The following is a 21,707-nucleotide window of genomic DNA, read 5'->3' as shown; positions in this document are numbered from 1 at the left end:
AACCTGGGCCGGGTATGCTTGTGAATGGCTGAGCCCGTATTTTTGATGCTGGAATTCAGCTGCCCGGCATATACTTACTCGATACCCCTGCCGAATGCTCAACGCCATGGTCCACGTACTTGATAATCCGGTCTGGAACGCGCTGATTTCGGGCAATGATTCCCTGGCGCACGGCACCGCGCAGGTGAAGTATTTTGCGGAAGCCGTGTCGCCGTTCGCGGGGTTTGAAACCTGCACGTCGCAGGCTTTTGAGGTGCTCCACGCTCTTGTGCCCACGGGGCGCGTGCTGGGCGTGGTTAGCCCGGTTCCGGTAGTCATTCCGGCTCCGTGGCAGGTGGTGCAGCAGATGCAGGTAGGTCAGATGGTGCAGGCGCGGCCGGCTGTAAGTACTTTGCCGGGGCCGCTGGCCACGCCGCTGGGGCCGGAGCACGTGCCCGCCATGCTGGCCCTCACCAAACTAACCAATCCCGGTCCGTTCTTCCCCAATACCATTGCGTTTGGGCATTACGAAGGCATTTTTGAAGGAAATGAGCTGGTGGCAATGGCCGGACAGCGCATGAATCCGGCCCCGTATGCCGAAATCAGCGCGGTGTGCACCCACCCCAACTACCTGGGCCGTGGCTATGCCGCTCAGCTCATTCAGCGCCAGGCCCAGCGCATCGTGGCGGCCGCCGGCATCCCATTCCTGCACGTAAAAGCCGACAATGCGCGGGCCATCGGCCTCTATGAGCACCTGGGCTTTGTGGCTCGCCACGAAATGAGCTTTTACATCATCCGGAAAAACCCAACTTAAGGCCGGACAGCATTAGTGCGTCACCACAATTTTTTGGGTGCCGCCAACGTCCGCACCTTCCACCTTAAGGTAGTAAACCCCGGCAGCCACAGCGGTCAAATCGAGTTCGGCCGGCACCGACGGGTGCAGGACCACCGCAGCTGTAACGGGCTGGCCCAGCGCGTTGAACAGCGTGGCGCGCAGGTCGTTGGCCACGCCACCTTCGGGGGCTATCGTCAGTGTGCTGCTGGCCGGGTTGGGATAGGCGCTTACTTGCAGGCCGGCGGCCAGGAACGTAGCCGTCACCACGTAAGTCGTCACCGGCTCATTCACCACAGCGTGGCCCGACTGCGGCCCGATGGCCCCGGCCGGAACAACGCCATAATAGGTGGGGCCGGGCGTGTAGGGATAAGCGCCTTCGTACCGGCTGTTGATGGTGACGAAGTAGGCGTAGGTGCCGGCCGGGTACTCCGGCGTCACGCAGAAGCGGCCGTTGTGACTGTCAAGGTCGCCGCGGCCGGCCACGTATTCGAAGTCCTCCACATAGTAACCCAGCGGCTTGGCGGCATTGATGGCCGGACCGGCCGAGGGGGCCGTGCTGCCGTCGGGTAGCGTGGTGCGGGCCGTGATATTGCGGGCGCGGTACGAGCTGCGCATGCTTTTGATGGGGCCGGTGCCGTTGGCATTGGCGTAGCCGTAAGCGCCGTAAATGGGGTAACCGTCAAGGGCGAAGCCGATGAGTGGGGCGTGGCGGCTGCTGTCGTGGTCGTTGTAGAGGCAACGGGGGTTGAGGTGGTGGTGGTACTCGCCGTTGCCGGCCGGGTGGCCCAGGCAGGAGTCGAAGCTGGGGCCTTCCACCACAATGGCGTTCTGGTTCCACACCCCCGCGTTGTTGTAGCTCATGGCGTCCTTGGCGTTGAAGAGGCTCACGCCGTTGCTCCAGATGCCGGTGTGGCCCAGGGGCGTGGCCGTGGGCGTGCCGGTGTTGGGCGCAGGGGTACGGGTTATCTTGAATACAAAGTTCTGGTTGGTGGCCGTGTTGGGGTTGTTGGGCCAGCCGCCGATGGCGTAGCTCGGAATGCCCGTGCAGGTGATGTACACGTTGGCGGCCGAGTACTGCACGCGCTGCACGTTGCTCGGGATGTTGTTGTAGCCGGTAGCGCCGGTGGTATTCACCAGCCAGCCGCTGACAATGGGTGTGACCTGGGCACGGCCCAGAGCGGGAAGCAACAGCAGCAAGGCTAGTAAGTAGCGGTGGGGCATAGGAGCAATGGTTAAAAAGGGATGGCTAGACAGCGGTGCGCCCTTCCAGGCAGCCGCGAGGGCCCGGCGTTGGCCGGAAGGTAAGGCCAGCGCCGAGCTTATTGGGGGCGCACCCGTCCATTTGGTGGGTGCGAGCCGACCAATGGGCACTTTGAGCCGATGACTGGTCGATTACACCCGATAAAGTATGCGTGCCGAATAAAAATAGGCTTTGGGAGCCTGGAAATGCACTTTTTGTTTGGTTACAGTTCAGTTTCCATTCGCCGGTAATTCTTGCCCTATTCACCGAGGAACGGCCGGGTTTAGACGAAGGAAAAAATACTGCCCGGGTCCGATGAGGAGCTTTGTATCATCAAAACGGCCATAAGTAAGCTGGCCCTTACAAAAGCAACGCCTCTTCATTATCAGTATCATGTTTACGCTCGCTACTCCCGCCGCTCGTCTGTTTTGCCTGGCCACGCTGGGTTTGCTGCTGCCCGCTGCCGCCATGGCGCAGGCTCCCACCATCAGCAGCGTAACGCCGGCCACGGCTGCCCCCGGTGCCACGGTCACCATCACCGGCACCAACCTCACGGGCTTCACCTCGGTGCTGCTGAACGGCCAGGCTGTGCGTGCTACCGCCAGCGCCCTGTTTCCCGCCACCACCGCTACTTTCATTGTACCGGCCGCTGCGGGCACGGGTCGGGTGCGGCTGACTACCGCCGCCGGCACTGCCGTGAGCGCCGCCCGTTTGGGCGTGAACCGGGCTTCCTCCAGCAGCAACTATGGCCAGCTAAACACCAACGCTACCAGCGCCACCGCTGCCGGCAATTTCTCGACCCCCGTAGCCGCCGACCTCGACAAGGATGGCCTGCTGGAGCTGCTGGTGGGCCAGGGCGACGGCACCATGATTGACTACGAGCAGACGGCCACCAACCAGCCTTTCAGCACCACGGGCACGGTTATTACCTTGTTTTCGGGCGGTGCTACCGTGGATGTGGGCCTCTACGCCAAGCCAACGGTGAGCGACCTCGACGGCGACGGCCTGCAGGAAATCATCGTGGGCGAAGAAAACGGCAAAGTGCTGATTTACGAGCAGAACGCCAGCACGGGCACCAACGCCTTTAAAATGGGCGCCGGCACTACCTTGTTTGCCAACCCCTACGGTGTTACGACGTCGGGCACGCCCAACGCCGGTTCTTACGCTCGTCCTTCGGTGGGCGACATCGACAACGACGGCCTGATTGACATCATTGTGGGCAGCAACAACGGCTACCTGAACCGCTACGAGCAGCTTGCCGCCACCAACGCCACCACGGCCGGCTTCAGCGCCGCCACTACCATCAAGCTGGGCAATGGCACGACCCTGGATGCCGGCGACGTGAGCAAGCCGCTCATCACCGACTACGACGGCGACGGCAAGCTCGACATGCTGGTGGGCAACTACGCCGGCAACGTGCAGCTCTACACCCAAACTTCGGTCAACGCCCTCACCTTTACCTTTGTGCAGAACCTGAGCACGGCCGGTACCGCCGCCACGATTATCAACATGGGCAACTCGGGTACCAACTTCAGCAACAGCGGCGGCTACGCTGCCCCGGCCGTGACCGACTACGACGGCGACGGCCTGCTCGACCTCTTTATCGGCAACGGCAACGGTACCGTGTACCGCTACGAGCAAAATACTTCGGCTATTGCTCCTTCCATCACCGCCCCGCTGCCGGTCGTGCTCAGCGCCTTCGGCGGCCAGGCCACCAGCGCCGGCAACCGCCTGAGCTGGACCACCGCCCAGGAATTGAACAGCGCCACCTTCGTGGTTGAAGCCTCGGCCGATGGCACCGCCTTCACCGCCGTAGCCGAGCTGGCTGCCGCCGGCAACAGCACCAGCACCCACAACTACGAGTACCTCGATGCCTCGGCCACTGCCCTGGCTGCCAGCCGCCGCTACTACCGCCTGCGCCAGGTGGACCTGGACGGCACCACCAACTACTCGCCGGTAGTAACTCTGAGCCGCACCGCTGCCGCCGCTACTGCTCCCGCCACCGCCGATGCCTACCCCAACCCTTTCACCGACCAGCTTTCGGTGGCCCTGCCCGGCAGCATCGAGCCCCAGGCCACGACCGTAACGCTGCTCTCGCTGGCCGGCCGCCCGGTGTTCGCTACCAAGCTGGCCCTGGGCGCTGCCCCCCAAGCCCTGGCCGGCCTGCCCGAACTGCCCGCCGGTGTCTATGTCCTGCGCCTCACCACGGCCGGCGGCAGCATCACCCGCAAAGTGACCCGCCAATAAGCCTCGGCTTTGGCTGAAAACAACCGGCCCCGGCCTCCACAAGGAGAGCCGGGGCCGGTTTCGTTTAACGCTGTCAGTCCGACGCAGGAGAAATCTGAGGAATGATTCAAACGGTTTCTTTCAGATTTCTCCTGCGTCGGAATGACAGTTTTTTAGTACAGCACGCGGAACTTGATGGTGTGCTCTACCTCGCGCAGGGCCTGAATCACTTCCTGGTCGTACTGCCGGTCGATGTCCGTAATCACGTAGCCGATGTGCTCGTTGGTTTTCAAGTACTGGCCCAGGATGTTGACGTGGTGCTGGGCCAGCACGTTGTTGATTTTGGCCAGCACGCCCGGCACGTTGGCGTGGATGTGGATGAGGCGGTGCGCCTGCTGCGCAGGCAGCTGAATGTTGGGGAAATTGACCGACTGCTGGGTGTTGCCGGTGTTGATGTACTGCATGATGCGCTCCGGCACAAACTCGGCAATGTTGCGCTGGGCCTCGGCCGTGCTGCCGCCGATGTGCGGCGTGAGCAGCACGTTGGGCAGGCCGCGCAGCTCGCTTTCGAAACGCTCGTGGTTGGTTTTGGGCTCGTAAGGAAACACATCCACGGCCGCGCCGCCGAGGTGGCCGCTGCGTAGGGCCGCCGCCAGGGCGGGCACGTCTACCACGTGGCCGCGGGCGTTGTTGATAAACAGCGCGCCCTTTTTCATGCGGGCAAACTCTTTCTCACCGAAGAAATTCTCGTTCTCGGGGCGGCCGTCGATGTGCAGCGTCACCACGTCGGACTGCTCCAGCAACTCATCGAGGGTGCGGGCCTTCACGGCGTTGCCGAGCTGTAGCTTCTCGGCCATGTCGTAGTACATCACCTTCATGCCCACAGCCTCGGCCACCACGCTCAGTTGCGAGCCGATGTTGCCGTAGCCCACAATGCCGAGGGTTTTGCCGCGAATCTCGAACGAGCCGCTGGCCGATTTGTCCCACTCGCCGCCGTGCATTTTGGGGTTCTTTTCGGGAATGCGGCGGGCCAGCACAATCAGTTCGGCCAGCGTGAGTTCCACCACCGAGCGAGTGTTGGAAAACGGCGCATTGAACACGGCCACGCCCTTTTTCATGGCCGCCGTGAGGTCAATCTGGTTGGTGCCGATGCAAAACGCGCCAATGCCAATCAGGCGATTAGCCGCATCAAGCACCCGCTGCGTCACCTGCGTTTTCGAGCGGATGCCGAGCAGGCTCACGCCCTCGATGCGCTCGATGAGCTCGTCCTCGTCGAGGCCGCCTTTCACTTCCTCCACCTGGTATCCTTCCTGGCGGAAAAGCTCGGCGGCGCGGGCATCGGGATTCTCCAACAGGAGGACTTTGATGCGGTTTTTGGGGTATGATAAAGTCATGGGAAGTCTTAGTTGGTACAAAAACTCGTCGAAGGTGGGCAGCACTTCGTCGGCATGGGCCACCACGGTGGGACGGCTAACGTTCTCGGTATAAGCGTAGAAGCGGTGGGCCAGTCCGGCTTCGCGAATCTGGTAGTCGGTGTATCCATCGCCAAGCACGTACACCGGCCCGTCCAAATCGAGCAGCACCAGCTGGCGAATTTTGCCGCCGTCGCGGCTCAGCACGTTGCCGGGGTCGCAGCCGGTGATGTTGCCGGCGGCATCAAACGTGAAGGTGTTGGCCAGTACATGGCTGGCCGAAATACCGAACTCGGCCACCACCGGCTCGATAAATTCGCGAAAGCCGCTGCTCACCACGTAAATGCGGTCGGCAAACTGCCGGAAGAACGCGCCGTTGCGCCGAATGCTCTCGCTCACCTTGGTTTTGAGGCGGGCAATGAGCGGGGCTAGGTGCCGCTCGTTGGCCCCGAGCAGCGCCAGCCGCTTCGCCAGCGACTCCTGAAAGCCAATTTCTCCGGCCATGCCCTGGTCGGTGAGGGCCCGGATTTGGGCCACGCGCTCGGCCGCGTCGGGGCGGCCGGCCAGGGCAATGTCGGCCAACTCATCCAGCCCTTCGACCTGGGTGAAGGTGCTGTCGAAATCGAACACGAGGTAGGGCAGGGGCGCGGCGGCGTTGGGCATGAACGCAAAGATGCGCCCGGTGCTACCTTGGCGCGGCATTCTTTTCCCAAGTTATTTTAGGAAGCGCTTGCTCACGCAACTCCTGAAGAGAGTTGGTTGCCGGTCGTGCACGTCACTTTCAGCCCGCTCATGAAGGCCGCGTAGCTGCCACTGAGCTGGAGTACGGTATATTATCACCTGATTTGACAATAATGACTTTGTGGCTAAGCAATGCGGCTTCGAATCCTGACAAAATGGTTCACTTATATTCTGAGTGGCATGATGGTGCTTTTTTTCGTGCTGCTGATAGCCAGTTTTGGTTCAGTCTTTTGGGTTAGGCGCGATGTGCCGCCCGGCGTCACGGCAGCAAATGTGGAGCGGGTGCGGTGCGGCATGAGTGCCACTCAGGTGATGGCGATTCTTGGGCGTCCGCTCTCTATATACTCGTATAAGGGCAGCGGTACGCACGATATGGCTACCTGCCATGGCGCCGCCAGTAGGGAGGGCGTAGTCGACGCAGAGGTAAGCGACACGATGGATGTTGTGGCCCTGCTGCGCCGCGCCACCGCCGACACCGCCGTGCATGCCTGCGACATTGGCGACTTCCGGGCCCACGACCGCAATACCATTTTTACCTATTCGCGCCCGGTGGCGGTGGCGGGCCGTTACCCCATGCTTTGGGTCATGCTGGACTCTACGGCTCACGTATCACAGGTTTCAGTGAAAGGGTACACCCCTTACTTTTTCCTGGAAGACGATAATACGGAATATCTGGCAACGGCAAACCCAGCTACCAACCCTTACCGCAAGGAAATTTTGCGGCAATTATTCGGCCGGTAAATAGCAAAATGAAGCCACTACTCCTGCTGCTCACGCTGCTGCTGAAACTACCGGCCGCCGCGCCGCCGAAAGCGCGCGTCGCGTTTAGTCCGCTGACTAAGGCGGCGTATCTGGCGGCCAGGAAACAGGCGGTTGTGACCAAGCCGAAGTTGACCTTTCCGCTGAAGAAGGTGCGGGGGCGCATTGTGATTCCAACGGATATGGGCAATGTGATTTTTAAAGACAACCCTGTTGATGAAGGAAGTCCTGAATGGGAAATGTATGACTACCATGGTTATAGCCTTCAACTGGAATGCCATGTAGTTGAGCATCGCCAAGGCGAGTGGATTAGCAATATTCTGATTGATAAAAGCGGGCGGCAAATAGCGATTTACGGCGGACCTATTTATTCGCTTGACCTCAAGAGCTTTGCTGCTGTTTCTGCTGGTATAAGCTTTCCCCCTTATTCTAATTCCATTCGATTTTTTCACCTTGAAAATCATCATTGGCGACAAGTATGGGAGATAGAACCATCGGTTGACCCGGCCACCTGGGAGCCGGCCGAAATCCACTGGCTGTCCAACTCAACCCTGCTGCTGAAAAAACGCATGTGGACCGGTAAAAACCCCGGTACCACTTACACCTATTCCAAGCTGACCATCAACCAGCCATGAAAAAAACGCTGTGCCTGCTTGGGCTGAGTCTGCTGGCTGCTCCGGCAATTCAAGCCCAGAAAGCGACCGTCTTCCACACCCTCGACGGCCGCACCCTGCGCCCTGCAGACATTGACAAAACTGTGCGGCAGCTTATGGATTCGGCCAAAGTGCCGGGGCTGGCCGTGGTTTTGCTGGAGAATAACCAGGTGCGCTATCTGCACACTTACGGCTACCGCGACCTGGCCACCAAAGCGCCCCTGGAGCCCCAGACGGCCATGTACGGGGCCTCGCTCAGCAAGGCGGTGTTTGCCTATCTGGTGATGCAACTGGTGCAGGAAAAGCGTCTCGACCTCGACAAGCCAATGGCCGAATACCTGCCCCAACCGCTGCCCGAGTACGAGGCTTACCACGACCTGGCCGGCGACGCTCGGTGGCAGCGCCTCACGGCGCGCATGGCCCTCGCGCACACCACTGGCCTGCCCAACTGGCGCTGGATAGAGCCCGACAAGAAGTTAAAATTCAAATTTGAGCCCGGCGCGCGCTACGGCTACTCCGGCGAAGGCCTGCAACTGCTGCAGCTGGTGGTTGAAACCATCACCGGTCAGTCGCTGGTGCAGCTCAGCGAAGCGCGGGTGTTTGGGCCCTTGCAGATGAGCCACACCAGCTACGTGTGGCAGCCGGCCTTCGAAGCCAATTATGCTTTGGGCTACGATGAGCAGGGCCAGCCGTTGGAAAAGCGCAAGCGCACCAAAGCCGGCGCGGCTGGCTCGATGGAAACCACGCCGGCCGACTACGCGCTGTTTATGGCGGCCGTGATGCAGGGCAAAGGCCTCGCGCCAGTCACCAAGCGGGAGATGACGCGCCTGCAGGTTCGTATTCCCTTCAAGGCGCAGTTTGGGCCGCTGGCGGCGGTGGCCGCGCCGGACAGCAACCGCGCCATCCGGCTGGGCTACGGGCTGGGCTGGGGCACGTTTGAGTCGCCCTACGGCCATGTGTACTTCAAGGAAGGGCACGACGATGGTTGGGAAAACCACAGCGTCATCTTCGGCGACCGCAAGGTGGGCCTGCTGCTGATGGGCAACAGCTCCAACGCCGATAAAACCTTCAAAGCCCTGCTGGAGCAGCTGCTCGGCGACCGGGCCACGCCGTGGCAATGGGAAAACTACGTGCCCTATCAATGGGCAGAGAAATAGCCGTCCGAAAACCGGCTGGCGGCTTTACTTTGCCGTTTAGTACGTATAATTTTCTGTTTTCCACTTGTCAGTTTTGCCCCAGCGCCTCGTTTTCGTGTACAATGCCGACGGTGGCCGCCTGGCCGGGCTCAAGGATATGTTCCATAAAATCCTCTCGCCCGGCACCTACCCGTGCTCGCTCTGTGCCATCACCTACGGGGCTACCAGCATGTTTCCGCAGTGGCGCGAGTTCATCAAGGCGCTGCCCGTGCCGGTGGATTTCCTGCACCGCGACGAGTTCGTGCGCGACTACGCGCAGTGGGCGCGGCACCCGCTGCCAGCCGCTTTCGCCTTGGGCGACGATGGCGGGCTCACGCCTTTCATCGAAGCGCCGGAGATGGACGCGGCCGATTTGAATGGCCTGATGCAGCTGGTGCAACAGCGGCTGCGGTAGGAGCAACGCGTAGCCAGGGGAGAAGGCCGTAATCCAGTAAGAGCGTTATGCAGAGCGTAGCGAAGCATCTTTACCGCGCAGCTAATTCAGTCGATTGAAATTACTACTGCGGGCAAGATGCTTCGCTACGCTCTGCATGACGTTCTTTTGTGTTCTAATTCCCTGACTTCTCCTCTGATACTCCGCATGAAAATCACCTTCCTGCCCGGCGCGCTGCTGGGCGCAGCCCTGCTGGCGGCCGGCCCGGCCCTGGCCCAAGCTCCCAACACCGGCCCGGCCTACGATTCGCGCACGCTGTTCAATCCGTCGTTCATTGAGCAGCTGAGCACGCCTACGCGCACGGCCGGCGGCCAGCCCGGCGCGCAGTATTGGCAGAACGCCGCCGACTATAAAATAGACGCCCGCCTCGACGAGAAAACGGCCCGCGTGACAGCCACCGTGGCCATCACCTACACCAACAACTCGCCTGATGCGCTGCCCTTCGTGTGGCTGCAGGTCGACCAGAACCTGTACCGCGAAGACTCGCGCGGGGCGGCCATCACGCCCGTGGGCGGCGGGCGGTTTGGCAACAACTCGCGCGGCTTCCGGGGCGGCGACTCGCTGCAAACCGTGACCATTGAGCTGCACGGCAAGAAGCTGAAGGCCAACTACCGCGTCACCGACACGCGCATGCAAATCATGCTGCCCGAGGCATTGAAACCGAAGGGCGACAAGCTGAAAATCGACATCGCCTACGGCTTCACCATTCCCGAATACGGCTCCGACCGTCTGGGCCGCCTGCAAACCAAGAACGGCGAAATCTTCGAAGTGGCGCAGTGGTACCCGCGCATGGCCGTGTACGACGACGTGGAAGGGTGGAACACGCTGCCCTACCTCACGGCCGAGTTTTACCTTGAATACGGCAACTTCGACTACACCGTGAACGTGCCCGCCAACTACCTCGTGGGCGGCTCGGGCGAGCTGGTGAACCCCACCGAAGTGCTGACCAGCGCCCAGCAAAGCCGCCTGGCCAAAGCCGCCGGCTCCGACCAGACGGTAATGGTGCGCTCGGCCGATGAGGTGACGCAGGCCGGCTCGCGGCCCGGCGGCCGAAACGGCCGCCTGACCTGGCACTTCAAGTGCCAGCGGGCGCGCGATGTGGCCTGGGCTGCGTCGTCGGCCTTTGTGTGGGATGCGGCCAAGATGAATCTGCCCAGCGGGCGTAAGTCGCTGGCGCAGTCGCTGTACCCGGTGGAAGCGGCCCAGGATACGGCCTGGAACCGCTCGACGGAATACGTGAAGAAGAGCATCGAATACAACTCGAGGCAGTGGTACGAGTACACCTACCCGGTGGCGACGAACGTGGCCGGCGTGGTGGGCGGCATGGAGTACCCGGGCATCGTATTCTGCGGGGCCAAATCCCGCAAAGCCAGCCTGTGGAGCGTGACAGACCACGAGTTCGGCCACAACTGGTTCCCGATGATTGTGGGCTCGAACGAGCGTAAGTACCCGTGGATGGATGAGGGTTTCAACACCTTTATCAACATCTTGTCGAGCAATGCTTTCAATAACGGCGAGTACGCCAAGCGGCTGAATGACACCGCGCGGCTGGTGCAGGGCAACATCCGCTACATCCTGGACCCGGCCACCGTGCCGCCCTACACCGTGCCCGACGTGACGCCCTCCAACTACCTCGGCTACGCGGCTTACAGCAAGATGGGCTACGGCCTGTTTCTGCTGCGCGCCGAGATTCTGGGGCCGGAGCGGTTCGACTACGCGTTCCGCACCTACATCAAGCGTTGGGCCTTCAAGCACCCCCAGCCGAAGGACTTTTTCCGCACCATGAACGAGGCCAGCGGCGAGGATTTGACCTGGTTCTGGCGCGAGTGGGTGTACAACAACTGGACCCTCGACCAGGCCGTGACCACCGTGGCCTACGTGAACCAGGACCCCGCCCAGGGTGCCCTCATCACCGTGGAGAACAAAGGCCAGGCCGCCATGCCCGTCATCGCCGACGTGACCGAAACCAGCGGCAAAACCACCCGTGTGCGCCTGCCCGTGGAAGTGTGGCAGCGCAGCGGCACCTGGACGTTCCGCTACAACTCCACCACGCCCCTCACCCGCGTGCAGCTCAACCCCACCAAGCTGCTGCCCGATGCCAACCCCGCCAACAACGTGTGGCGGGCTCAGGTGCTGAAATAAGATTAAACGTTAAAAGCTGAGAAGGCCCGTCTGGATTATCAGGCGGGCCTTTTCTTATTCAGGGGATGTAGAGACGCGACACTTCGCGTCTCAGCGTTGAACAGTTCACTCCAAACGACTTCTAGCAGCGCGGCCGCCGAGACGCGAAGTGTCGCGTCTCTACATCGGTCTACCCGCGCCGCGCCAGGTTTCGGTTGTACTGCGCGCCGCCGAATAAATACAGCATCAGCGCGCGCGAGTAGCGCAGGATGAGCGGCGTAAGCAGCACCGTGGCCCCGGTGATAATGGCCACGTACACCCACGTATCGGGGTTGCCCAGCAGGTAGTAAATCAGCACGCCCAGTACCAGGAACATCGCCACGTTGAAGCCGAAGGTGATATACATCGAGCCGAAATAGAAACCCGGCTCGGGCTCAAACGTCTGGCCGCACACGGGGCACTGCGCGGGCATTTGGGCAAATTTGGTCACGTTCAGGGCCGAATAGCTGAACAGCTTGCCCTGGTGGCAGCGCGGGCAGCGCAGCTTGGCCAAAGCCAGAGCCGTCGAATCGACGAGTTCGTAGGTGTTGGTGGTTTCGGCCATAACGGGGGCGGGGGAGACAGGCATAATGGATAGCGAAATCTATACGGGAAAATGCGGCCCGCGCCCATGCGCCAGTGGCCGGTGCGGCACCTGCCGCTTTGGTACCCCAAAATTACCGGGTGCTTTCCCCGCCTGTGCAGCCCGTTTGCGGGGGCTTACAGGACAAATCAACGCTGCTGCCGAAACGCCTCCGGCGTGGTACCGGTGTACTTGCGGAAGTAGCGCACGAAGTAAGACGCGTCTTCAAAGCCCAGCTCGTAGGCCACCTGCGCCACGCCCAGCGCCGAGTGGCTCAGCAGGCGCCGGGCCTCGGTCGTGACCCGCTCGTGGATGAGCTCGCTGGCCGTTTTGTTGAGCACGCGGCGGCACAGCGCGTTGAGGTGGTTGGCGGTGAGGTGCAGTAGCGCGGCATAGTCGCGCACGCTACGGTGGGTGCGGTAGTGCTGGTTGAGCAGCGCCCCAAACTGCCGGATTTGCTGCTGGGCGAGGCCACCTTCGGCCGTGGCCGGGGCCGCGTAATGCCGGGCCGCCAGTTCCAGGCACAGGTGTAGGTAGGACCGAAAAACCTCGGCCTGATTGGTCTGCGGGGCCTTGTATTCGGCAAAAATGCGCTCGAAAAGTGGCCGAATCTCCGTTTCGGTGGGCGGCAGGTAGAGCACCGGCGGGTGCGTACTGTCGAAAAACGGGAAGTCGTAGAGCCCGCTGCCGGGGTAGCGGAAAAGGTAGAAATCGGCGCTGAAAAACACCACGAAGCCGCGCGTGTCGGGGGCCAGGTGCCAGTGGTGCACCTGCCCCGGTGCCAGAAAAAACAGGCTGCCCGACCGCAGCTCATACGTCACCAAATCAACCGTGTGCGTGCCCGCGCCTTCGGTGATGTAAAGCAGCAAATAGAAGTCGTGCCCATGCGGCGCGTTCACGTGCGGAAACCGCACGACGTGGCTTTCCAGGCGGTCGCAGTAGTAGGGCGTGCGGGCCAGCGGCCCGGGAAACGAGGCCAGGGCGAGAACCGGCGGGGTCGTACCCGGTAGGGCGGTGGGCTTCATGCCGCGAAGGTAAGTGCGTTGCTTATGCCTCCCTTTTGGCCACGCACACCGGCACCCATTCCTTGCCCTCACACACCGCGCAGCTGGCGGCCTCGCCCCGGGCCAGTTCCCGCACTTCACCGCACTTGCAGCAGGCGTGCGGGCCAGCGGCTTCCACGCGGTGCTGCGATTTGGCTAATAATTCGGGCCAGATGGGCAGGCCGGGCGCGGCGTCCTCCGGCGCGTAAAAATAGGCGCTGAGGTTGCCGGTGGCCTCCATGTAGGCGCGGCGCACCTGGCCGAGGTGCTCCACCTGCTGCTGCCGCAGCTCGCCGAATAATTCCTTTTGGGTGAGATTGAGGTTGTCGAGGTTTTTCATATTGATGCGGCCTTCTTCGACGAGCAGTACGGGCGTGCCTTCGAGCCAGTCGCTGAAGCGCGGGAACCACTCGGTGAGGCGGTTGAAAAACCAATAAAGCAGACTCACCATCGTAAAAACGAGGATGACGGGCAGAAACGGCGTGTCGTGGTAGAGCATCGTGTCGCCGGCCGCCGTGCCGAGGCCGAGGATGATGCTGAGCTCAAAAATGGAGAGTTGGCGCACGCCGCGTCGGCCCGTTACGCGCAGGGCGGCCAGCATCAGCACGTAGGTGGCCACGCAGCGGAATGCTACTTCGAGCAGGTAGCTGGGCGGCGCGTCGGCCGTCCAGAGCAGGCGCTGCCAGTCGAAGGGCGTGATGGGTTCGGCGAGGAAAAGCATGAAGATGAAGCAGGGATGAAGCCGTTGCTGGTACGCAGGCCCCCGCCCGTGGTTGGGCGCATCGTACCTTTAGGACACTGCTGGGGTCTGGTTGGCTCTGACTGGCGGGTACTGTCGCAAGTGCCGCGTCGGCGGGCATCGCACGTGGCGGTGGCCGCCGGGTTCGAATTGATTTTCAATTCTAATCCAGCTTGGCCGACGCCCGCCAGCAGCGACTTGTTGCCTCGTTGCCGTGAACGTTTCGTTGTTGATTTCCCCCGCCATTTGGGTGGGGCTGTTGGGCGCGGCCGCGCACCTGCCGGGCCTTAGTGTCCCGGGCCAACCGGCCGCCGTGCCGCGTAGCCGCACTTTCGTGCTCACCAGTACGGCCACCGTGCCCGTGCCACCGGCCGGCACCAAAACCCTGAATTTGTGGCTGCCGCTGCCGCATCCCGATGCCAACCAGGACATCCGAGACCTGAAAATTGAGTCGCCGGTGCCCTACAAAATCGAGAAAGGCGCTTTCGGCAATCAGATGCTGCACCTGCAGCCCGCCACCGTGCCCACCGCGCCGCTGGTGGTGAAGCTCACGGCCCAGATTACGCGCCGTGAGCACCTCAACCTGCGCGCCAACGCCCCCACGGCCAAACCCGCCAAAGAGAAAACCGACCCCGACCTGGCCCGCTGGCTGGCCCCCGACCGCCTCGTGCCGCTCGACCCGCACATCCATGAGCAGGCCGAAGAAGTGGTGGCCAAAGCCGGCGCCAAAACCCCGCTCGAAAAGGCCCGCGCCATCTACGAGCACGTGGTGAGCACCGTGAAATACGACAAAACCGGCCAGGGCTGGGGCCGCGGCGACATCTACTACGCCTGCGACGCCCGCCGCGGCAACTGCACTGATTTCCACGCCATCGTCATTGGCTACTGCCGGGCGTTGGGCATTCCGGCCCGGTTCAGCATCGGGCTACCGCTGCCGGCCGAGCGCGGCCACGGCGAAATCAAAGGCTACCACTGCTGGGCCGAGTTCTTCACCCCGGAAACCGGCTGGGTGCCCGTCGATGCTTCCGAAGCCGCCAAGAACCCGGACAAGCGCGCCTACTTCTTCGGTGCCCACGACGAAAACCGCGTCGAGTTCACCCGCGGCCGCGACGTAACCTTGACTCCTAAGCAAGCCGGCCCGCCGCTCAACTATTTCGTGTATCCCTACGCCGAGGCCGACGGCCAGCCCTTGGAAGTAGCACGGAAGTACGAGTATTTCGACAACGCGGCGCAGTAGACAGAATCAGAAACCGCAGGAAAATGGCCAAAACAAGGAATGGTCATGCTGCGCGCAGCATGACCATTCCTTGTTGACTGTTCAGATAAACTACGCTTTCGCCTTCACCGGCTGGTCCTGCTCCAGCGTCTCCAGGTCCTCGGCCGTCAGGCGCAGCTCGGTCGCTTCGAGCAGTTCCGTGACCTGGCCCACGCTGGTGGCGCTGGCGATGGGCGCCGTCACGGCCGGGGCCTGCATCAGCCAGGCCAGGGCTACCTGGGCGGGCGTGGCCTGCTGGCGGTCGGCCACGGCGTCGAGGGCGGTGAGCAGGGCAAGGCCCTTTTCATTAAGGTATTTCTGGCCGACGCCGGCGCCGCGGGGGCTTTTTTGCAGGTCGGCCTGGTCGCGGTACTTGCCGGTGAGGAAGCCGGCGGCAAGACCGTAGTAGGGAATCGCGCTGATGTTCTCTTTGAGCAGGAGCGGGGCGAGGTTTTGCTCAAAATCCGCCCGGTCGTACAGGTTGTAGAGGTTTTGCAGCGTTTCGTAGCGTGGGAAGCCGTGCTTGGCGCTGGCGTCCAGCGACTCCTGCAAGCGGGCCGCCGTGAAGTTGGACGCCCCAATGGCGCGCACCTTGCCCTCTTTCACCAACTGGGCGTAGGCTTCCAGGGTTTCCTCCACCGGCGTGGTAGGGTCGTCTTTGTGCGACTGGTACAGGTCGATGTAGTCGGTTTGCAGGCGCTTAAGGGAGCCCTCCACGGCGCGCAGGATGTAGTCCTTTTTCAGGCCCTTGTTGTCGGCATTCACCTCCCAGCCCACTTTGGTGGCGATGATGACATCGTCGCGCCGGCCGCGCCGCTGCAGCCACTTGCCTATGATGGTTTCCGACTCGCCGCCCACGTGGCCGGGCACCCACACCGAGTAGCCGTCGGCGGTATCAATGGCATTGCCGCCGTTGGCCACGAAGGCATCAAGCACGGCGAAGGACGTGGCTTCGTCAATAGTCCAACCGAAGACGTTGCCACCCAGCATCAGGGGCGAAATTTGAAGGCCGGAGCGGCCGAGTTCACGGGTTTGCATAGCAGTTTGAAGATTCAGGGAATAAGCCTCACTAACCGAAAAACGACCCCGAAGGTTAGCCCGCGGCGGACTCTGCCACCAATACGCGCCAGCCATGCGCCGGCACCGGGATTTCCTCCCCGGCAAAAAGCGTCAGGGTTTCGTCGCTGAACAGGTCGCGCCACTGGCCCGGCACGGCGGGAATCAGCTGCGCTTCAGCAGCGATATTCACCGCGCACAGCACCGCGGCCGTGTCTTTGGTCCGGCAGAAGCTGTACACGGCGGGCGGCGCGGGCAGGCGCAGCAAGTGGCTGGCCCGGTCGCCGTTGCGCAGCGCGGGGTGGCTTTTTTTGAGCTGAAAAAGCCGGGTGTAGAAGTCCTGCAGCGGGAAGTTTCCCCACTCGATGGTATCGCGGTCAAAGAATTCCAGCCGACGGTTCAGCCCCGCTTCCTGGCCCGAATACAGCATGGGCATGCCCGGCAGCAGGGCCGTGAGCACGGCGAAGGGTTGCGCCAGCGGCCCCAGCCGCTCGTACTCGGTGCCGTCCCAGCTGTTCACGTCGTGGTTGCTGGTGAAGTGCATCAAGTACACGCTGGGCGGGTATTTTTCGCGCTCTGCCGCCAGGTAGGTGTCGATTTCGGGCAGCTTGGCGTGGCCTTCGGCAATGCGGTCGAGCAGGTAGTGCAGGCGCAGGCCGAAGGCCATGTTGAAAGCCTGTTCAAGCAGCCGCGTGTCGGAGTCGAATTCCTCCCAGGTCAGTCCGCCCGAGGGGTACAGCTCGTCCCATTCGGCCAGCATAAACACCGGCTTGAGGGCATCAAGCACGGGCCGGGCTTCGTCCCAGAAGTCGGTGGGCACCAGGCCGGCCACGTCGCAGCGGTAGCCGTCAATGTCGGTTTCCCGAATCCACCAGGCCAGTGCTTCGGTCATATAGTGGCGCATGTCGCGGTTGGTGTAATCCAGCGCCACCACGTCGGTCCAGTCGGCTACGGGCGGCACCAGCTGGCCGGCCGCATCGTGCTGGTACCAATTGGGATGCTCGGCAATCAGGGCATTGTCGCGGCTGGTATGGTTGGCCACCCAGTCGAGTATCACCTTCATTCCCAGCGCATGGGCCGCTCGCACCAACTGGCGCAGGTCATCCAGCGTACCAAATTCCGGATTTACGGCAAAGTAGTCGCGCACGGCGTAGGGCGAGCCCAGCGTGCCCTTGCGCCCCACTTCGCCAATGGGATGCACCGGCATCAGCCACACAATGCCGATGCCCATGGCGGCCAGCCGCGGCAAGTGCGCCTCAAAGGCCTGAAAAGTGCCTTCGGGGGTGAAATTGCGGACGTTGACTTCGTAGATGGTGGCGTGGGCTGCCCATTCGGGGTGGGCCACGGTGAAGCGGTTGGCGTGCGGGTGGTCGTGGAGCATCGTCAGGGAAAGCGGTGGAGTTTTCCGCTACGCGGGCCTGAGAGCGGTGGTTGTGGCCCGGAGATGCCTGAACGGGGTAGCGGCGCATACTTGCGTCTCGTCATTGAACGACCCGCGGTAGGACCATTTTACGATAACTGTTCAACGCGAGACGAAAGTATGCGCCGCTACACCTCATAAAACTCCAGCGGCAGGCCGTCGGGGTCGGTGAAAAACGTGAACCGGCGGCCGGTAAGCTCATCCACGCGCACGGGCTCGCAGGCCACATCGTGCGCTTCGAGATGCCGGATGGCGGCGGCCACGTCGGGCACGGCGAAGGCGAGGTGGCGCAGGCCGGCGGCTTCGGGGTAGCTGGGGCGCGGCGGCGGGCTGGGGAAGGAAAAAAGCTCGATGAGGTACTGGCCGTTGAGGGCCAAATCCAGCTTGTAAGAAACCCTTTCAGCGCGGTAGGTTTCGGCGAGGATTTCCAGTCCGAGAATTTCGGTGTAAAAATGCTTTGAGGCCGCGTAATCGGAGCAGATAATGGCGACGTGGTGCAGGCCGAGCAGGGGCAGCATGGGCAGATGAGGGCTTAGTTGGCTTTGTTCAGCAGCTTGCCGAGCGTGGTGTGCAGGGCATCGCCACGCAGGTTGATGGCCACGATTTTGCCTTGCGGGTCGAGTAGAAAATTCTGTGGAATGGCGCTTACATCGTATGCCCGGGCAGCCGCGTTATCCCAGGATTTCAAATCCGAAACCTGCGTCCAGGTCAGGCCGTCGGTTTTGATGGCACGCACCCAGGCGTCGCGGGTTTTTTGGTTGTCGAGCGACACGCCCAGAACGGTAAAGCCTTTGTCTTTGAAGGCGTTGTAGGCCTTCATGACGTTGGGGTTTTCGGCGCGGCAGGGACCGCACCAGCTGGCCCAGAAGTCAATCAGCACGTAGTTGCCGCGCAGCTTGCTCAGCGTTATGGGCACATTGTCAGGTGTGTTTTGGGTGAAATCGGGGGCCATAGTACCCACGGCTACCGTCATCAAACGCTTGATTTGCTCCGCAATGCGTTGGCCCCGGAGGGTGTTTCGCACGTTGGCGCTCAGGCCCTGATAGAGGGAAGCATAGGGGGCCACGTTGGGGGTGTTTTGCAGCAACCCGAATAAGACGAATAAGCTGTAGTGGGCATCGGGGTGTGCCTTCACGTAATCGGTCTGGACCTTTTCCTGCGCGATTTCGATGGCCGCGAGCTTGGCTTGCTGCGGCGCGAAAGCCGGGCTTCGGCGGACTACTTCGGGCTGGGCATCAATCACCTTTTTTAAGGCACCGTACTGGTCCTCCAGCGGCTTCAACTGGGCGCTGAGGCGGGCGTGCTCGTCGTTGAGCGGCGTGCCGCGCACGGTGGTTTTAGTGGCTGAATCGGGCGTCGTCACGGCAACTGTACCCGTTTCCAGATAAAAAAACTCCCGGCGTCCGTCGCGCGATTGGTTGTAGGGCGTGCCGTGGTGGCTGAAGGAGATATTTGCGCGTACCGGCTCGGGCAGGGTGCCCCGAAATTCGAAACGGCCGTTGCTAACGGGTACCGAATCTACCCGCATTTTCTGGTTCACCGGGTACAGCAGAAACGCCTGGGTGGCGTCAGTCGGGCCATTTATGGTTCCTTTCAGAACGTAATTCTGGGTTTGGGCCTGGGCCAGTGCTGGTAGTAGCACCAAGGCACTGTAGAGGATGCTTTTCATGGAAAGGATTGAGGATTGGACAGAGGAGTGATGCTGTTACACGGACCACAGTTGCATTCGGTATTGCCAATGCGGCCGCTATCGGCATATAAGTCGGCTACTCGCTCACCCAACGAACTTTCTCGGCAATTGGACCGCGGTGGCCGGGAGCCGAGGGCACGTCGATGTAGCCCAGCTGGAAAAATCCCAGCAGCCTATCCTCCGGCTCGAGGCCGAAAAATGCCTTGGCCTCCTCCGTGTACGTGATGCCGCCGCTGCTCCAGTAGCCGCCCAGGCCGTAGGCGTGGGCCGAGAGGTGCAGGTTTTGCACGGCGCAGGCCACGGCCTCAATCTCCTCAATTTCGGGCAGGCGCGTCTCGGTGCGCTTCATGGCAATGGCGATGACGTGCGAGCACTGCGGCGGGTTGTTGCGCAGGTTGGCGTGCTTGCCGGCTTTGTAGGCCGGGCCGGCGGTTTTCTCATACAAATCGGCCTGAAACACGGCCAGCTTTTCGAGGCCCGCGCCCGTGAACACCGTGAAGCGCCAGGGTTCGGTTTGCTTATGGCTGGGGGCCCAGTTGGCGTTTTCGAGCAGCTGCCAGATGGTAGAATCGGGGATAATCCGGCCGGGTGCGAACTGCGGGATGAACGTGCTGCGCCGCGTGCGGATAAGGGTGTTGATTTGCTCGGTATCGAAGAGGGAAGAGGTCATGAGTTGAAAACAATCAGAGGTAAAACCAGGCCGTTTGGGTATTTCGTTGGCACTGCTCAACAAGCCGCCGTGCTGGCGAACCGGACATTGTACGCAAGTTGGAACAGTCCGCTCCCGCATTTGATTAGCGCAGCCTCACTTCATGGCCGCTTGTTTCCAGACCTGAAAGCCGTGGGACGGCAGCGCCACGGCAGCGGCGGCTACTTCGGTGGGGTGGCCGGTGGTAGGGAAAATGGCCTGGTAAGAAAGGGAGCCGTTGGGCAGCCGCAACTGGGCCGGCTTATCGCTCAAATTAACCATTACTACCACGGCCGTATTGTCCTTGCTTCGTTCAAAAACCACGGTTTGCGGCGGGCTGGCCAGCAGCTCGAACTTCGCTGTAGCATCGAAATTGGCCAACGCCGGGTGCTGCTTTTTCAGCGTCAGCAGCGTGGTGTAAAAATCCTGCAGCGGATAATTGCCCCACGGAATGGTGTCCTTATCGAAGAAGCGCAGCCGGCGCTTCATGGCCGCTTCCTGGCCGTTGTAGAGCATCGGGATGCCGGGCCAGAGCATGGTGAGCACGGCTTCGGGCAGGGCATTTTTGCCGAGGCGCTCGTACTCGCTGCCGTCCCAGGCGTTGATGTCGTGGGTGCTGGTGAAGGTCATCAGGTCGATGCCCGTTGGGTATATTTTCCGCTCGGCGGCCCAGTAGTGGGCCAGCTCGGTGGTAGGTTTCTGGCCCCGGCCCAGGCTGTCGAGCAGGCCGTGCAGGCGCAGGGCGTAGGTGGCATCGAAAGCCTTTTCGAGCAGGCGGGTGTTGGGGTCGAATTCCTTGCGCGAGATGAAGGTGGGCGGGAACAACTCGTCCCACTCGGCCAGCATGAACACCGGCTTTATCTTCTCCAGCTCGGCCCGCGTGTTGTTCCAGAAATCGGTGGGCACCAAGCCGGCCACGTCGGCGCGGAACCCGTCGAGGCCGGCGGTTTTCACCCAGTAGGCCATGGTTTCGGTCATGTACTGGCGCAGGGCGGGCTTGCTGTAATCGAGGTCGATGACGTCCTGCCAGTCGGCCACGGGCGGGCGGAAATGGCCGAGGCTGTCGCGGGTATACCAGTCGGGGTGCTCGGTGGTGAGGTTGCTGTCCCAGGCCGTGTGGTTGGCCACCCAGTCCAGAATAACGTGCATTCCCAGGCTGTGGGCGGTGTTTACGTAGTGCTGCAAATCGGCCAGCGAGCCCAAATCCGGGTTCACGGCGCGGTAATCGCGCACCGAATAGGCGCTGCCCAGCGTGCCCTTGCGGTGGCTGCGGCCGATGGGGTTTATCGGCATCAGCCACAGGATGCCCACTCCCATGCGTTGCAGGCGCGGCAGGTCCGCCTCCGCCGCCCGAAACGTGCCCTGCGGCGTGTACTGCCGCACATTTACCTGATAGATGGTAGCGTGGCGCGCCCACTCCGGATGCCGGATGGTGAAGGCCGCCGAATCGGGCGCGGCAGGCGTAGCGGCGGCTGTTTCCGCTTCGGGCTTCGACTGAGTGCCGGACTGGCAGGCCCCCAGCAGAAGCAGAGGCAAAAGCAGCGCCCGCAGCGGGCGGAAAGAGGCAGGGTAGGTCATGGCGCAAGGTAAGAGGCGGGG

General features: G+C 61.9%; 19 protein-coding genes. 8 read left to right on the top strand and 11 right to left on the bottom strand.

The window, feature by feature from the left end:
• Window positions 1–106 precede the first annotated feature (106 nt).
• Window positions 107–793, top strand: coding sequence for a GNAT family N-acetyltransferase (locus ACYVM5_RS01240; RefSeq protein WP_460616363.1), 687 nt, complete (start codon window positions 107–109; stop codon window positions 791–793).
• A 12-nt stretch (window positions 794–805) separates the two neighbouring features.
• Here ACYVM5_RS01240 and ACYVM5_RS01235 read toward each other — a convergent pair whose 3' ends face one another.
• Entirely contained in the window at window positions 806–2,035 is a 1,230-nt protein-coding gene (locus ACYVM5_RS01235) for a YHYH protein (protein ID WP_460616362.1), read from the bottom strand.
• Window positions 2,036–2,447: 412 nt separating this feature from the next.
• Between ACYVM5_RS01235 and ACYVM5_RS01230 the strand changes: the two genes are divergently transcribed.
• Complete coding sequence (locus ACYVM5_RS01230) at window positions 2,448–4,301, top strand: FG-GAP-like repeat-containing protein (protein ID WP_460616361.1); 1,854 nt, start codon at window positions 2,448–2,450, stop codon at window positions 4,299–4,301.
• A gap of 152 nt (window positions 4,302–4,453) precedes the next feature.
• Here ACYVM5_RS01230 and serA read toward each other — a convergent pair whose 3' ends face one another.
• Window positions 4,454–6,355: a phosphoglycerate dehydrogenase gene (gene serA, locus ACYVM5_RS01225; protein ID WP_460617430.1), complete on the bottom strand. Its 1,902-nt coding sequence runs from the start codon at window positions 6,353–6,355 to the stop codon at window positions 4,454–4,456.
• A 210-nt stretch (window positions 6,356–6,565) separates the two neighbouring features.
• Here serA and ACYVM5_RS01220 point away from each other — a divergent pair, with 210 nt between their 5' ends.
• The 5 genes from ACYVM5_RS01220 (at window position 6,566) to ACYVM5_RS01200 (ending at window position 11,616) form a co-directional block, all read left to right on the top strand.
• Window positions 6,566–7,174, top strand: coding sequence for a hypothetical protein (locus ACYVM5_RS01220; protein ID WP_460616360.1), 609 nt, complete (start codon window positions 6,566–6,568; stop codon window positions 7,172–7,174).
• Window positions 7,175–7,182: 8 nt separating this feature from the next.
• A complete protein-coding gene (locus tag ACYVM5_RS01215) occupies window positions 7,183–7,827 on the top strand; it encodes a hypothetical protein (protein ID WP_460616359.1) in 645 nt (214 codons plus the stop codon).
• Entirely contained in the window at window positions 7,824–9,002 is a 1,179-nt protein-coding gene (locus ACYVM5_RS01210) for a serine hydrolase domain-containing protein (RefSeq protein ID WP_460616358.1), read from the top strand. Before ACYVM5_RS01215 ends, ACYVM5_RS01210 begins: the two co-directional genes overlap by 4 nt.
• A 64-nt stretch (window positions 9,003–9,066) precedes the next feature.
• Window positions 9,067–9,435 carry a hypothetical protein gene (locus tag ACYVM5_RS01205; protein WP_460616357.1) on the top strand — a complete coding sequence of 123 codons (369 nt, stop codon included), beginning with the start codon at window positions 9,067–9,069 and terminating at the stop codon, window positions 9,433–9,435.
• 186 nt (window positions 9,436–9,621) lie between these two features.
• Window positions 9,622–11,616, top strand: coding sequence for a M1 family metallopeptidase (locus tag ACYVM5_RS01200; RefSeq protein WP_460616356.1), 1,995 nt, complete (start codon window positions 9,622–9,624; stop codon window positions 11,614–11,616).
• Window positions 11,617–11,785: 169 nt separating this feature from the next.
• Here the strand turns inward: ACYVM5_RS01200 and ACYVM5_RS01195 are convergent, their stop codons facing one another.
• The 3 genes from ACYVM5_RS01195 to ACYVM5_RS01185 form a co-directional block, all read right to left on the bottom strand.
• On the bottom strand, window positions 11,786–12,223 hold the full coding sequence (locus ACYVM5_RS01195; RefSeq protein WP_460616355.1) for a DUF983 domain-containing protein: 438 nt from the start codon (window positions 12,221–12,223) through the stop codon (window positions 11,786–11,788).
• A gap of 143 nt (window positions 12,224–12,366) precedes the next feature.
• Window positions 12,367–13,242: a helix-turn-helix domain-containing protein gene (locus ACYVM5_RS01190; RefSeq protein WP_460616354.1), complete on the bottom strand. Its 876-nt coding sequence runs from the start codon at window positions 13,240–13,242 to the stop codon at window positions 12,367–12,369.
• A gap of 22 nt (window positions 13,243–13,264) precedes the next feature.
• Window positions 13,265–13,981 carry a DUF421 domain-containing protein gene (locus tag ACYVM5_RS01185; RefSeq protein ID WP_460616353.1) on the bottom strand — a complete coding sequence of 239 codons (717 nt, stop codon included), beginning with the start codon at window positions 13,979–13,981 and terminating at the stop codon, window positions 13,265–13,267.
• 232 nt (window positions 13,982–14,213) lie between these two features.
• On the opposite strand from ACYVM5_RS01185, the gene ACYVM5_RS01180 reads away from it, so the two are divergent.
• A complete protein-coding gene (locus ACYVM5_RS01180; protein WP_460616352.1) occupies window positions 14,214–15,236 on the top strand; it encodes a transglutaminase-like domain-containing protein in 1,023 nt (340 codons plus the stop codon).
• 90 nt (window positions 15,237–15,326) lie between these two features.
• Here ACYVM5_RS01180 and ACYVM5_RS01175 read toward each other — a convergent pair whose 3' ends face one another.
• The 6 genes from ACYVM5_RS01175 to ACYVM5_RS01150 all read right to left on the bottom strand — a co-directional run bounded on the left by ACYVM5_RS01175 (window position 15,327) and on the right by ACYVM5_RS01150 (window position 21,686).
• Window positions 15,327–16,292, bottom strand: coding sequence for an aldo/keto reductase (locus ACYVM5_RS01175; RefSeq protein WP_460616351.1), 966 nt, complete (start codon window positions 16,290–16,292; stop codon window positions 15,327–15,329).
• Window positions 16,293–16,347: 55 nt separating this feature from the next.
• A complete protein-coding gene (locus ACYVM5_RS01170) occupies window positions 16,348–17,691 on the bottom strand; it encodes an alpha-amylase family protein (RefSeq protein ID WP_460616350.1) in 1,344 nt (447 codons plus the stop codon).
• 167 nt (window positions 17,692–17,858) lie between these two features.
• Complete coding sequence (gene gloA2, locus ACYVM5_RS01165; protein WP_460616349.1) at window positions 17,859–18,248, bottom strand: VOC family protein; 390 nt, start codon at window positions 18,246–18,248, stop codon at window positions 17,859–17,861.
• A 14-nt stretch (window positions 18,249–18,262) separates the two neighbouring features.
• On the bottom strand, window positions 18,263–19,399 hold the full coding sequence (locus tag ACYVM5_RS01160; protein WP_460616348.1) for a redoxin domain-containing protein: 1,137 nt from the start codon (window positions 19,397–19,399) through the stop codon (window positions 18,263–18,265).
• 97 nt (window positions 19,400–19,496) lie between these two features.
• Window positions 19,497–20,090 (bottom strand): nitroreductase family protein, encoded by a 594-nt coding sequence (locus tag ACYVM5_RS01155; protein WP_460616347.1) that lies wholly within the window; start codon window positions 20,088–20,090, stop codon window positions 19,497–19,499.
• A 135-nt stretch (window positions 20,091–20,225) separates the two neighbouring features.
• Window positions 20,226–21,686, bottom strand: coding sequence for an alpha-amylase family glycosyl hydrolase (locus ACYVM5_RS01150; protein WP_460616346.1), 1,461 nt, complete (start codon window positions 21,684–21,686; stop codon window positions 20,226–20,228).
• Between the last annotated feature and the right edge of the window lie 21 nt (window positions 21,687–21,707).

The organism is Hymenobacter ruber, from assembly GCF_054783255.1.
The sequence above is the reverse complement of the archived record's forward strand: the minus strand, read 5'-3'. Positions and strand labels throughout refer to the sequence as shown.

What these genes read in the sequence shown, in the direction of transcription:
- ACYVM5_RS01215 (WP_460616359.1), top strand. Translation starts at nt 7,183, where the DNA reads ATGAAGCCACTACTCCTGCTGCTCACGCTGCTGCTGAAACTACCGGCC.
- ACYVM5_RS01170 (WP_460616350.1), bottom strand. Translation starts at nt 17,691, where the DNA reads ATGCTCCACGACCACCCGCACGCCAACCGCTTCACCGTGGCCCACCCC.
- ACYVM5_RS01230 (WP_460616361.1), top strand. Translation starts at nt 2,448, where the DNA reads ATGTTTACGCTCGCTACTCCCGCCGCTCGTCTGTTTTGCCTGGCCACG.
- ACYVM5_RS01190 (WP_460616354.1), bottom strand. Translation starts at nt 13,242, where the DNA reads ATGAAGCCCACCGCCCTACCGGGTACGACCCCGCCGGTTCTCGCCCTG.
- ACYVM5_RS01175 (WP_460616351.1), bottom strand. Translation starts at nt 16,292, where the DNA reads ATGCAAACCCGTGAACTCGGCCGCTCCGGCCTTCAAATTTCGCCCCTG.
- ACYVM5_RS01220 (WP_460616360.1), top strand. Translation starts at nt 6,566, where the DNA reads ATGCGGCTTCGAATCCTGACAAAATGGTTCACTTATATTCTGAGTGGC.
- serA (WP_460617430.1), bottom strand. Translation starts at nt 6,355, where the DNA reads ATGCCCAACGCCGCCGCGCCCCTGCCCTACCTCGTGTTCGATTTCGAC.
- ACYVM5_RS01185 (WP_460616353.1), bottom strand. Translation starts at nt 13,981, where the DNA reads ATGCTTTTCCTCGCCGAACCCATCACGCCCTTCGACTGGCAGCGCCTG.
- ACYVM5_RS01160 (WP_460616348.1), bottom strand. Translation starts at nt 19,399, where the DNA reads ATGAAAAGCATCCTCTACAGTGCCTTGGTGCTACTACCAGCACTGGCC.
- ACYVM5_RS01195 (WP_460616355.1), bottom strand. Translation starts at nt 12,223, where the DNA reads ATGCCTGTCTCCCCCGCCCCCGTTATGGCCGAAACCACCAACACCTAC.
- ACYVM5_RS01240 (WP_460616363.1), top strand. Translation starts at nt 107, where the DNA reads ATGGTCCACGTACTTGATAATCCGGTCTGGAACGCGCTGATTTCGGGC.
- ACYVM5_RS01155 (WP_460616347.1), bottom strand. Translation starts at nt 20,090, where the DNA reads ATGACCTCTTCCCTCTTCGATACCGAGCAAATCAACACCCTTATCCGC.
- ACYVM5_RS01200 (WP_460616356.1), top strand. Translation starts at nt 9,622, where the DNA reads ATGAAAATCACCTTCCTGCCCGGCGCGCTGCTGGGCGCAGCCCTGCTG.
- ACYVM5_RS01150 (WP_460616346.1), bottom strand. Translation starts at nt 21,686, where the DNA reads ATGACCTACCCTGCCTCTTTCCGCCCGCTGCGGGCGCTGCTTTTGCCT.
- ACYVM5_RS01210 (WP_460616358.1), top strand. Translation starts at nt 7,824, where the DNA reads ATGAAAAAAACGCTGTGCCTGCTTGGGCTGAGTCTGCTGGCTGCTCCG.
- ACYVM5_RS01235 (WP_460616362.1), bottom strand. Translation starts at nt 2,035, where the DNA reads ATGCCCCACCGCTACTTACTAGCCTTGCTGCTGTTGCTTCCCGCTCTG.
- gloA2 (WP_460616349.1), bottom strand. Translation starts at nt 18,248, where the DNA reads ATGCTGCCCCTGCTCGGCCTGCACCACGTCGCCATTATCTGCTCCGAT.